General features: G+C 38.0%; 11 protein-coding genes. 10 read left to right on the forward strand and 1 reads right to left on the reverse strand.

All coding sequences use genetic code 11. The annotated features are described in order from the left end of the window. Window positions 1-16 precede the first annotated feature (16 nt). The gene (locus C1631_RS01525; RefSeq protein WP_103250095.1) at window positions 17-205 is read left to right on the forward strand and encodes a type II toxin-antitoxin system antitoxin; all 189 of its coding nucleotides are present in this window, start codon (window positions 17-19) and stop codon (window positions 203-205) included. 159 nt (window positions 206-364) lie between these two features. Continuing rightward, on the forward strand, window positions 365-1,753 hold the full coding sequence (locus tag C1631_RS01530; RefSeq protein WP_165828214.1) for a T9SS type A sorting domain-containing protein: 1,389 nt from the start codon (window positions 365-367) through the stop codon (window positions 1,751-1,753). Window positions 1,754-1,805: 52 nt separating this feature from the next. Here C1631_RS01530 and C1631_RS23910 read toward each other — a convergent pair whose 3' ends face one another. Further along, on the reverse strand, window positions 1,806-1,955 hold the full coding sequence (locus tag C1631_RS23910; protein ID WP_165828215.1) for a hypothetical protein: 150 nt from the start codon (window positions 1,953-1,955) through the stop codon (window positions 1,806-1,808). 135 nt (window positions 1,956-2,090) lie between these two features. Between C1631_RS23910 and amaB the strand changes: the two genes are divergently transcribed. The 8 genes from amaB to C1631_RS01570 all read left to right on the forward strand — a co-directional run bounded on the left by amaB (window position 2,091) and on the right by C1631_RS01570 (window position 12,497). Next, a complete protein-coding gene (gene amaB / locus C1631_RS01535) occupies window positions 2,091-3,641 on the forward strand; it encodes an L-piperidine-6-carboxylate dehydrogenase (RefSeq protein ID WP_109709971.1) in 1,551 nt (516 codons plus the stop codon). Between the two features lie 113 nt (window positions 3,642-3,754). Beyond that, window positions 3,755-5,080: an L-lysine 6-transaminase gene (gene lat, locus C1631_RS01540; protein WP_109709973.1), complete on the forward strand. Its 1,326-nt coding sequence runs from the start codon at window positions 3,755-3,757 to the stop codon at window positions 5,078-5,080. 62 nt (window positions 5,081-5,142) lie between these two features. Then, the gene (locus tag C1631_RS01545) at window positions 5,143-5,373 is read left to right on the forward strand and encodes a DUF2007 domain-containing protein (RefSeq protein WP_109709974.1); all 231 of its coding nucleotides are present in this window, start codon (window positions 5,143-5,145) and stop codon (window positions 5,371-5,373) included. 208 nt (window positions 5,374-5,581) lie between these two features. Continuing rightward, the gene (locus C1631_RS01550) at window positions 5,582-6,094 is read left to right on the forward strand and encodes a GNAT family N-acetyltransferase (RefSeq protein WP_109709976.1); all 513 of its coding nucleotides are present in this window, start codon (window positions 5,582-5,584) and stop codon (window positions 6,092-6,094) included. A gap of 117 nt (window positions 6,095-6,211) precedes the next feature. After that, window positions 6,212-6,667, forward strand: a complete 456-nt coding sequence (locus C1631_RS01555; RefSeq protein WP_109709978.1) for a P-loop NTPase family protein — start codon at window positions 6,212-6,214, stop codon at window positions 6,665-6,667. A gap of 1 nt (window position 6,668) precedes the next feature. Further along, a complete protein-coding gene (locus C1631_RS01560) occupies window positions 6,669-7,856 on the forward strand; it encodes an efflux RND transporter periplasmic adaptor subunit (RefSeq protein WP_109709979.1) in 1,188 nt (395 codons plus the stop codon). Then, window positions 7,856-11,002, forward strand: a complete 3,147-nt coding sequence (locus tag C1631_RS01565; RefSeq protein WP_109709981.1) for an efflux RND transporter permease subunit — start codon at window positions 7,856-7,858, stop codon at window positions 11,000-11,002. The genes C1631_RS01560 and C1631_RS01565 overlap by 1 nt, the downstream gene beginning before the upstream one ends. A gap of 79 nt (window positions 11,003-11,081) precedes the next feature. Further along, window positions 11,082-12,497, forward strand: a complete 1,416-nt coding sequence (locus tag C1631_RS01570; RefSeq protein ID WP_109709982.1) for an efflux transporter outer membrane subunit — start codon at window positions 11,082-11,084, stop codon at window positions 12,495-12,497. The last annotated feature ends 160 nt before the right edge of the window (window positions 12,498-12,657 follow it).

A 12,657-nucleotide genomic window follows, 5' to 3' on the forward strand; every position in this document is an offset into this window, starting at 1 on the left:
TGTTAAAAACAGGAAAATGAAATCAGAAAAAGCTCAGAACTCTTCAGAAAACAAAAGCAAAAAATCTTTTGTGATAAGAATAGATGAGTCTACTTATAAACTCCTTGAAAAATGGGCGAATGATGAGTTCAGGAGTGTGAACGGGCAGATTGAATATTTGCTGCATCAAAGTCTGGTCAATTCCGGGAGAAAGAAAAAAGAATAAATCATTACGAACTTGTCTCAACAACTAATCCGTCTCAAATAATAAAATTGAGACGGATTATTGTTATGTTAAAATAGCTCAAAAAGCCTTTTCTTACAACCATATTTTAAATGTTTGCACATTTTCAATCTTTAACATTTATCTTTGCAAAAAAATATTTTGAAAAAAACACTAATAACCTTAACTGCCATTCTTGGGCAGTTATATTCATCACAATGCTTTAAAGAATTTAGTCCTTCAAAAATAGGTAGATACACAGCAGGTATAAAATCTGATGGTACACTTTGGACATGGGGAGAAAACAGTGATGGAGGGCTAGGAAATAATACACCAAATTCATCTTATTTCCCAAAACAAATTACTTCAGATACCTGGAAGAGTTTTTCTCTGGGAAGATATCATACATTAGCCATTAAATCTGACGGTACACTCTGGGCGTGGGGATTAAATAATTACGGACAGGTTGGTGATGGAACAAATACAAAGAAGCTTGCTCCTGTACAAATTGGAACAAGCAATAACTGGATTTTTGTAATGACCACCGAATATTCTTCTTTTGCCATTAATACAAACGGTGAGCTTTGGGCATGGGGAATTAATGCCAATTACAGTTTGGGATTAGGTGATGGTGCAGACAGAAAAGTTCCTAACAGAGTAGGTACAGATACAGATTGGAAGAAACTTTCAGGAGGAGGAAGTCATGTAATTGCACTTAAAAATAATGGAAGTATCTGGGGTTGGGGATCCAATTCAGCAGGGCAGGTTGGTACAGGGAACACTTTTGTGAAAATTCCAAAGCAGATCGGTACAGACACAAACTGGAGAGACATATCGGTAGGATATATAAGTTCTTATGGTATAAAAAATGATAACACCATTTGGGCATGGGGTGATAATTATGGCGGACAAATAGGAAATGGCGGATGGGGCGCTCAGATATATACCCCTATCCAGGTAGGAACCGACAATAATTGGAAATCTGTAAAAGCAGGCTCCTATCAGGTGGTAGCTTTGAAATATGATAACACCTTATGGGGGTGGGGTTCAAACGGATTGTCACAATTAGGTGGGTATCACGGAACACCCAGTTATAAGACTCCGGTGAGGATTGGTCTGGATTCTGACTGGAAAAATATTTATCCGGGATATGCTGCGACTTACGCTGAAAAAAATGATAATACCATGTGGGTAACAGGAGATCAGTGTTGCGGAGAGTTTGGAAGTAACTTCTCAAGCGGGAAGCATTATCCTCTGGCAATCGTTTCCGGCTACTGTGCAGACTCTGTACTTGGCACAGCAGATTTGCCTAAGAAAGAGAATACAATAAGCTTTTATCCTAATCCTGTAAGAGATGTACTTACCATTTCTTTAGATTCAACCATTGAAAAAGTTGAAGTATTTGAAATGAGTGGTAAAAAGATTAGAGATTATATTGATGTGAATAATTTCCATCTAAAAGTTAATTTTTCGGAATTACTTCCTGGTACTTATCTGGTAAAAATTAAAACCAGAAATGAAGCGAAGACTGTAAAAATCATCAAAGAATAGCAGAATTAAATCATCTAACAAAAAGAAAAGCAGAGAAAATTTCTCTGCTTTTTTATTTCATACAACTTTGAAGGGTATCTGCTCCAAAGTAGAATATTACGAGCCAAACCAAGCCTTTAATGGTAAAGAAAGCCAATCCTGCCCATCCTACACGCTTGAACCACTTTTTAAGCTTTGAGTTATTTTCTTGTGAATTTTCCATTGGTGAATATCAAAAAGATTACCCTGCAAAGATAAGCATGTTTATAATTAGTCCAAATAAAAAACAGGCTAAAAATTAAAGTTTTGAGGTTCGCATAATATTTTTATCTTTAGAGAGAACGAAAAGTAAGATTTTATGTCAAAAAAAGTAAAGGATTTCGGAATCGAAACATCACTCAAGAATCTTGGGATTAAAGCTGAAAATAAAGGCACTTCTACAGGCGGAAAATATTTCGCTTCAGGAAAGACTATTGAAAGCATTTCTCCCGTAGATGGGAAATTGATTGCTAAAGTAAAGACTTCCGGAGAAAGTGATTATGACAAAGTAATTGAAACTGCTCAAAAGGCATTTCAGGAATTCAGGTTGATCCCGGCTCCTAAAAGAGGAGAGATTGTGAGACAACTGGGTCTAAAATTAAGAGAATATAAGGATGATCTTGGTAAACTTGTTTCTTATGAAATGGGTAAATCATTGCAGGAAGGACTAGGAGAAGTACAGGAAATGATTGATATCTGTGATTTTGCTGTGGGACTTTCCAGACAACTTCAGGGATATACAATGCATTCAGAAAGACCGGGACACAGAATGTATGAGCAATACCATCCGCTTGGAGTAGTAGGAATCATTACAGCATTCAACTTCCCGGTAGCAGTATGGTCTTGGAATACAGCGTTAGCATGGATCTGTGGTAACGTGACCATCTGGAAGCCGTCTGAGAAAACACCACTTTGTGCGATTGCATGCCAGAATATTATGAATGAAGTTTTAAAAGAAAATAATCTTTCAGAAGGAATTTCAAGTGTATTAGTAGCTGACCACGAAATCGGACAAAAACTGGTGGATGATAAAAGAGTTGCGCTGGTATCTTTCACTGGGTCTACAAGAGTGGGAAGAATGGTTTCTTCCAAAGTAGCAGAAAGATTCGGGAAATCAATTCTTGAATTGGGAGGAAATAATGCCATCATCATCACAAAAGAAGCTGATATCGATATGTCGATCATAGGAGCTGTTTTTGGAGCTGTAGGAACTGCAGGACAGAGATGTACTTCAACAAGAAGGCTGATCATCCATGAAAGCGTTTACAATGAAGTGAAAACAAGATTGGTAAAAGCATATGGCCAGCTGAAAATCGGAAATCCATTAGACGAAAAGAACCATGTAGGGCCATTGATAGATACTGATGCTGTTAACCAGTACGAAGAAGCGATCAAGAAATGTAAAAAAGAAGGCGGTAAATTTGCTGTTGAAGGAGGAGTTTTAACCGGAAAAGACTACGAGTCCGGCTGCTATGTAAAACCATGCGTAGCGGAAGTAAAAAACTCTTATGAAATTGTACAACACGAAACTTTTGCACCGATTTTATACTTAATCAAATACAAAACATTAGAAGAAGCTATTGCCATTCAGAATGATGTTCCGCAAGGGCTTTCTTCTGCAATCATGACCCAAAATCTGAGAGAAGCAGAATTATTCCTTTCTCATGCAGGTTCAGACTGTGGTATTGCTAACGTAAATATTGGTACTTCAGGAGCCGAAATCGGAGGCGCTTTTGGTGGTGAAAAGGAAACCGGCGGGGGAAGAGAATCCGGATCTGACGCATGGAAGTATTATATGAGAAGACAAACTAATACTATAAACTACACGGCTCAACTTCCTTTAGCACAAGGTATTAAATTTGATCTATAAAAGCTTTACTTGAAGCGTTAAAAAACAAAAAACAAAAATTAATAACCGAATGGTGAAGAGATTCATCAGGGATCTCTTCACCATTCACTTATTAAATCACACATCAATTTATTATGGAACAGACATTAGATATAAAAGCAAATAAAGTAAAAGAAACAGTAGGAAAACACGTTTTGGCAGACGGTTTTGATTTTGTGATGGATATTGAGAAATCACACGGATCGTGGCTTTACGACAAACTAACAGACAGAGAGTACCTGGATATGTTCTCCATGTTTGCTTCAGCTTCCGTAGGATATAATCATCCTTATCTTGTGGAAAGATCAGAATGGCTAGGAAGAATGGCCGTTAACAAGCCTACCTTAGCTGATGTATATTCAGAAGAATATGCACACTTTTTAGAAGTATTCGAAAGAGTGGTTATTCCTGAAGAATTACAATATGCTTTCTTTATCGAAGGCGGAACTTTAGGAGTGGAGAATGCCATGAAAGCATGCTTCGACTGGAAGACCCGCAAAAACTTTGAAAAAGGACTTCAGACTGAAGCTGGAATCTGTATTCACTTCAAACAAGCTTTCCATGGAAGAAGTGGTTATACTTTAAGTTTAACCAATACTTCAGATCCCAGAAAGTATCAATATTTCCCAATGTTTAACTGGCCAAGAATCTTAAATCCAAAATTAACTTTCCCAATTACAGAAGCAAATCTGGAGGAAACAATCAAAAATGAAAATCTGGCTTTAGTACAAATTGAAGAAGCTATTTTGATGAACCCTGATAAAGTGGCTTGTATCATCATTGAGCCGATTCAGGCAGAAGGAGGAGATAACCATTTCAGAGATGAATTCTTACTGGGATTGAGAAGAATCTGTGATGACAATGAAATCTTACTTATTTTCGACGAAGTTCAAACCGGTATCGGAATCACAGGAAAAATGTGGGCATTCCAGCATTTTACTGCAAAACCGGACATCATCTCCTTTGGTAAAAAAGCACAGGTTTGTGGAGTATTGGCCAATAAAGAGAAATTTGATCAAATTTCAAATAATGTTTTCAGAGAAAGCTCAAGGATCAACTCTACATTCGGAGGAAACTTTATCGATATGCTTCGTTTCCAGTTGGTAATGGAAGTAATTGAAAAAGAAAACCTTGTGGAAAATGCAAGAGTTGTAGGTGATTTCCTTTTGGAAAGCTTAAAAGGCCTTGCTGAAAAATATCCTGAGAAAATTTCTAATGCCAGAGGAAGAGGACTAATGTGTGCTGTAGATCTGCCATCAGCGGCACAAAGAAACCACTTAATGAATGAGTTATTCAATGATGGATTAATCATTTTGCCTTGTGGTGATCAGTCTTTACGCTTCAGACCACATTTGAATGTAACCCAGGAAGAAATTCAATTGGCACTGGATAAAATTGAAAATAACATTAATAAAATTTAAAACTAAAGATTTGTAATTATCCAAAAAACATTGTATATTTAGATACTCAAACAATATAGGATATGGAAAGAAGCACGAGAGTATCAGTTTTTGAAAGCGATAAACCTTCAGAAATTCAGTTGGTTAAATCTAAATTGGATGATGCACAAATTACAAATTCAGTTGAAAATAGTTATCTTACATTTACCACAACGCCAACGGCTACTTCTTTGAAAGTAATGGTAGATCTGGATGATGAGAAAAAAGCATTCGAAATAATTGATGCTTTTCTCCAACAAAATGAAAATCAATAAAACAATTTCATAATTTTAAATTTTACTACTTCGAACCGAAAATTAATTAAAATTAATTTTCGGTTTTTTGATTGGTAAAAATAACCGTTAAATTATTAAAGATTAAATAATTAAATGATTGAATAGATTTTCAAAGAAAAGTTTTAAGTTTATATTGGCGGCTTTTGCTTTAACCTTTGATGTTTTTTCAATCTAAATCTAACAGACAATGAATTCAGAAATTAAACTAAGAAAAGCGGAGATTGAAGATAGAGACATTATTTGGGAAATTCTTCAGCAATCAATTGAAAGGAGAAAGCAGGACGGAAGCACACAATGGCAAAATGGATATCCTAATTCCGGAACTGTAGAAAGTGACATTACTAAAGGGTTTGGTTATGTCCTTACGGTAGATGGAGAAATAGGGGTGTATGCAGCTTTAATTTTAAATGATGAGCCTGCTTACAGTAAAATAGAAGGAGCCTGGTTAAGTGATGGTGAATTTGTTGTTGTTCACAGAGTTGCAGTGGATGGAAAATTTGCCGGACAGGGGATGGTGAAAAAGTTGTTTGATCATATTGAGGATTTCACAAGGTCTCACGGGATTCAAAGCGTAAAAGTAGATACCAACCATGACAATATTGCCATGTTGAAAATTCTCGAAGGGAAAGGGTATTCCTATTGCGGAGAAGTACTTTTAAGAGACGGCATGAGGAAAGCTTTTGAAAAGATTATAATTTAAGCAAAAAGTTAAATCCATTTTAATTGAATTTTTAGAACAGCCTGTATTTATAAACTCTATCAGGTTTGTTCGTTTAGTTCTGAACTAATTTCTACTTTTGCTCAAAATTTTTATATTATGCACCAAAGTATAGAAATTGATGAAAAAATTTTTCAGGATGCCGTAAAATTCTATGGCTCCGTGTTTAGCTTACCCCCTTTAGCTTCAAAAATCTATTCCTACCTTCTTTTTGACTATGAGAAAGTAGGAATTACTTTTGATGAGTTTGTTGAAGTGCTTGCGGCGAGCAAAAGTTCTGTGTCTACAAGCATTTCACTGCTATTAAAGGCTCAGCTCATCGTAGATCATAATAAGATGGATGAGCGGAAACGCTATTTTTTTATCAATGACGAATACAAGAAAATTCGATTCGAAAAAATTGTCCAGAAGATGAAGGACGAATTAAAACTATTAGATGATTTAAACAATTTTAAAAAAAATAACGACGATGGTTACAATGAAAGAATAGACAATTACAAAACGCTCTTAAACAAAAACATACAAAATATTCAGGAATCTCTTAATAAACTATAAAATGAATAATAAGCTAGTTATACTTTCTATTGCAGCGTTTTCTTTAACTGCCTGCAAAAAAGAAGCTCCGAAACAAGATGGCGCCAAGCCATTTCCTGTTGTTTCTGTGGAGTCAAAAAATATAGTGGGATATCAGACTTTTCCAGCTACCATTCAGGGTAGGGTAAATAATGATGTCCGTGCAAAAATACAGGGATATATCACACAGTTATTAGTTGACGAAGGACAATATGTCACCAAAGGGCAACCATTATTCCGTCTGGAAACTAATATTCTTAATGAAAATGCCGCTGCATCCAAAGCAGGAATCGGAGCTGCTGAATCAACGATTGCTGCAGCGCAGGCTTCAGTAAATGCTGCCCAGCTTGAAGTGAACAAGCTTAAACCGCTGGTACAGAAAAATATCATCAGTAACGTACAGTTGCAAACGGCTCAGGCCAATTTGGCTCAGACTCAGGCTCAGCTGCAACAGGCACACGCAGCAAAAAGGCAGGCAGAAGCCAATTATAAAGGAGTAGAAGCTAATATTGAATATTCTATTATCCGTGCTCCTATTTCAGGGGTAGTCGGAAGACTTCCGTTAAAAGTCGGAAGTTTGGTGGGACCGTCTGATCAGACTCCTTTGACCACCATCTCTGATACTTCTCAGATCTTTGCCTACTTTGCAATGAATGAGAAAGAATATTTTAATTTCCTTGAAAAAGCTCCAGGTGCTTCGATGCCTGAGAAAATTAAAAATCTTCCAATGGTTGAACTTCAACTGGCGAATGGAAGTTTATATCCTGAAAAAGGAAGGATTGAGGCCATTACAGGTCAAATTGATCCTACAACCGGGACAGTACAATTCAGAGTTGGGTTCTCCAATGCTCAGAAACTGCTAAGCAACGGTAACAGCGGAACCATCAGATTCCCTCAACGGTATGATAATGTGCTTGTCGTTCCTGAAAGTGCGACGTATGAGCAACAAGGTATTGTGTATGTCTACAAAATAGAAAAAGGAGATACTGCAAGAAATGTTGTGGTTAATGTCATAGACAGAATCGACAATATGGCTCTTATCAAATCAGGAGTTGATAAAGGAGAAAGGGTTATTGCAGCTGGTATCGGAGGCTTGAAGCCAGGAACAGCCGTAAAACCGAAACCGATCAAAATGGATAGTCTTGTTCAATCAATAAAACCGAAATTCTAATGATAAAAAACTTTATTAACAGACCGGTTTTATCTACCGTAATCTCAATTTTGATTGTGATTCTCGGTATACTAGGGCTGATCTCGTTGCCGGTTACCCAGTATCCGGATATCGCACCACCTACCGTAAGTGTTTCTGCCAATTACACAGGAGCGAATGCAGAGACGGTGATGAAAAGTGTAGTAGTACCTTTGGAAGAACAGATCAATGGGGTAGAAGGAATGGATTATATCACTTCTTCTGCAGGAAATGACGGTTCTGCCCAGATCCAGGTGTTCTTCAAACAAGGGATTGATCCCGATATTGCTGCGGTAAACGTACAAAACCGTGTGGCCAGAGCTACACCACTTTTGCCGTCAGAAGTGACAAGATCGGGAGTTGTTACACAGAAACAGCAGACCAGTGCCTTGATGTATATGTCTTTCTATTCTGAAAATAAAGATCTTGATGACGTATATCTTCAAAACTTTTTGAATATCAACATTATTCCCAACCTGAAAAGGGTAAATGGTGTTGGGGATGCCAACGTTTTCGGAGGTAAAAACTACTCCATGAGAATCTGGCTGGATCCGGCAAAAATGGCTGCTTACAGTGTAACTCCTACAGATGTTACCAATGCCATCAACGAGCAGAGTAGAGAAGCTGCTGCTGGTTCTATTGGTCAGAACAGCGGAAGCTCTTTTGAATATATCATCAAGTATGTAGGTAAATTCAACGATAAAGAGCAGTACGACAATATCATTATTAAATCTCTTGCAAACGGGCAAAATCTGATGCTGAAAGATGTTGCCAAAGTAGAACTGGCAGGCCAGTCTTATACGGGAATCGGGGAGAATGGGAACAATCCTTCCATCAGTATGGGGATCTTCCAGACTCCGGGTTCCAACGCACAGGAGATTATTAAAAATATCAAAACATATCTGAAATCGGCGGAAAGTACTTTCCCTAAAGGAGTTAAATATACTTTTAACTTTGATACCAACGAATTCCTTGAAGCTTCTATTGAAAAGGTAGTACATACCCTTATCGAAGCCTTCATATTGGTATTTATTGTGGTATATATTTTCCTTCAGGATTTCAGATCCACTCTGATCCCTGCCATTGCGGTTCCGGTATCTATTGTAGGGGCGTTTTTCTTCCTGAATCTATTCGGATACTCATTAAACCTGTTAACATTATTTGCCTTGGTACTGGCGATTGGTATTGTAGTGGATGACGCGATTGTCGTCGTCGAGGCCGTACACGCCAAGATGGAGCATGGTATTTCTGATGCTAAGAAAGCAACGGTAGAAGCGATGGATGAGATTACAGGAGCTATTATTTCAATTACTTTGGTAATGGCAGCAGTATTTATTCCGGTTACTTTTATTACTGGTCCTACAGGGGTATTCTACCAACAGTTTGGGATTACGCTGATCATAGCAATCATCATTTCTGCAATTAACGCTTTAACGTTGAGTCCTGTGTTATGTTCATTGTTCCTGAAACCTCACGAAGCGCATCATGCAGAGTATAAGAACTTAAATGTGCTACAGAAGTTTTTCTATAAGTTTAATATTGCTTTTAAAACAACAACTGAACGTTACGGAAGGGGATTTGTATTCCTGTTAAGACATAAATGGGTAACCCTGGTTATTTTTGCGGTTACCGGAGGTATTCTATTCTGGGCAAGCAGCAGTATGAAGAAAGGATTTGTGCCTACTGAAGATAGAGGGATTATCTTTACCGATGTACAACTTCCTCCGGGAGCTTCTATGGAAAGAACGTATAATGCTTTGAAAACACTTCAGGCTAAAGCATTGAAAGTTCCGGGAGTACAAAATGTTACGATTTCTACAGGTAGAGGATTTTTATCCGGAAACGGAAGTAATAATGGTCTTGCCTTCGTTAAACTGAAGCCATTTGAAGAAAGGAAAAAAGATGGCCAGACCTCTGAAGATATTACCAAAAAGCTATTTGGAATTGTAGGATCTGTACCTGATGCCAAAGTGGTATTCTTTCAACCACCAAGTGTACCGGGATTTGGTAACAGTGCTGGTTTTGAAATGGTATTGCTTGATAAATCAGGTGGAGAATATGCTGATCTGGATAATAAAACCAATGAGTTTATCGGTAAGCTCATGCAGAGACCTGAAATTCAATTTGCCCAAACTTCATTCAATACAAAATATCCTCAGTACCAGATGGAAATTAACGTTCCTCTAAGTAAACAACTTGGAGTTTCTGTAAATGATATTCTGGCTACCATGCAAGGGTATATCGGGGGTATTTATACCGCCGACTTTACCAAGTATGGAAAACAGTTCAGAGTGATGGTTCAGGCACTTCCTGAAAACAGAAAGAACATCGAAAATCTGAATGAACTCTATATAAGAACAGGTTCCGGTATCATGTCTCCTATTTCACAGTTTGTGACATTGAAAAAAGCGTATGGGCCACAATCTGTAAGCCGTTATAACCTGTTTACTTCAGTGAAAGTGACAGGAGCCAACTCTGATGGATACAGTTCCGGAGATGCTATTGCTGCGGTACAACAGGTGGCAGATGAAACCCTGAATCAAAATTATGCAGTAGAATTTACCGGATTGACCAGGGAAGAATTAAATTCAGGATCTCAGACGCTTCTGATTTTCGGATTAAGTTTGATCTTCGTTTACTTTATCCTTTCAGCACAGTATGAAAGTTATATCCTTCCGCTGATCGTTGTTATTTCTCTTCCTCTTGGGGTGATGGGAGCTTATTTCGGACAGAAGATTATGGGCTTGGAAAATAATATTTACTTCCAGATTGCTCTGATTATGCTTGTTGGACTACTGGCGAAAAATGCAATCCTTATTGTCGAATTTGCTGTTCAGCGAAGACATCATGGGGAGACGATTGTCATGTCTGCCATCAATGCAGCTAAAGCCAGGGTGAGACCGATTCTGATGACCTCATTCGCCTTTATCTTCGGTCTATTGCCGTTAGTTCTTGCAAGTGGAATTGGAGCTGTGGGTAACAGATCTATTGCAACGGGTGCAGCAATCGGACTATTGATAGGAACTGTTTTAGGACTATTTGTAATTCCGGTATTGTACGTAATCTTTGAAACGTTACAGGAAAAGATCAAACCTATCAAAAAAGAAGAGATCAATTTAGCAGAATAAAAATTAATGATTCGGACTGTAGAAGTCAGGTCTGAAAACTGACTTCTGCTTTCCGGATGCTAACTTTCAATTTTAACTAATGAAGAGTTTATTACACATCATAAAAGGAATAACTTTCTCCGTCTTCATATTGGGAGCCATCTCATCCTGTATGGCCCGAAAAGAATATGAAAGACCAAAGAATGTTGTTGACGAAAAGCTTTACCGTACTGATAACCTGCCTTCAGACAGTACAAGTATCGCTAATATCTCCTGGAAAGAAATTTTCACAGATCCGATCCTTCAGGGACATATTTCCAAAGCTTTGGAAAATAATCTGGATATCAGAATCGCTTTGGAGAGCATTAATTCTGCGGAAGCGTACCTGAAACAGAGCAAAGCGGCTTATCAGCCTACACTTTCTATCGGCCCAAACTATACTTTCCAGACCCAGTCTATCAATACTCAGTTTGGACAGATCATCGGGGAAAGACGATATGTAAACCAATTTGATATTACCGCCAGTCTGGGTTGGGAAGCAGATATCTGGGGTAAACTGAGAGCACAGGAAAAAGCTCAGCTGGCAACGTATTTAGGAACTGTTGCGGCGCATAAAGCGGTGAAAAGCAGTCTTGTCTCTTCCATTGCTTCTGCGTATTATCAGTTATTAACTTTCGATGCTCAGAAGAGAATCATTTCAGAAACGATTGCAGTTCGTGAAAAAAACTTAGAGACAACTAAGGCGTTAAAAATTTCAGGAACGGTGACAGAAGTAGCGGTACAACAGAGTGAAGCACTTGTTTTCAATGCAAAATCTTTACTGATCGATATTGATACGCAGATTCAATTGCTTGAAAATACGATGAGCCTTTTAATGGGCCAGCCTTCACAAACAATTGCAAGGTCTACCTTAGAAAGTCAGAATATTCCGATTGATTTAAAATTAGGATATCCCACTCAATTACTGGCTAACCGTCCTGATGTAATGAGAGCAGAATTTAACCTGATGAATGCTTTTGAATTGACTAACGCGGCGAAAGCTCAGTTTTATCCTACTTTAAAGCTGACGGGAACAGGAGGGGTACAATCTGTGGATATTGATCACCTTTTCAGTGTGAATTCATTATTTGCCAATGTGGTAGCAGGATTGGCACAGCCTATTCTGAATAAGAGAACGATCAAGACGAACTATGATGTGAGCCTTGCTAATCAGGAGACTGCTTATTTGAATTTCAGAAAAACAGTTCTTACCGCAGGGAAAGAGGTTTCTGACGCCATCAGAGTATTTTCGGTACAGGATTCATTTATTGAATTGAAAGAAAAGGAACTCGGCGCCTACAAAAAGTCTGTTGACTACTCTCAGGAGTTGGTTAACTACGGAATGGCCAATTATCTTGAAGTTCTCAATGCCAGTGTGAACTCATTGAATGCTGAGCTTAATATTTCCAATGCGAGATATAGCAAAATGAAGGCTGCCGTTGAGCTGTATCAGGCTCTCGGTGGAGGCTGGAAATAAACAGTAACTTCAGTAAATATTATAAACGTGTGTCAGGAATGGCACACGTTTTTTTTGGAATAAGTTTGATACTGGAAGCAAGAAGTTTAACAAAAGGCTAGAGTATTACTCTTTTTATTCTTGTAAAATGTATGATCAGGTTTCCACATAGTGAATGTCA

It is taken from the genome of Chryseobacterium phosphatilyticum (genome assembly GCF_002899825.2).
Taxonomy (GTDB): domain Bacteria; phylum Bacteroidota; class Bacteroidia; order Flavobacteriales; family Weeksellaceae; genus Chryseobacterium; species Chryseobacterium phosphatilyticum.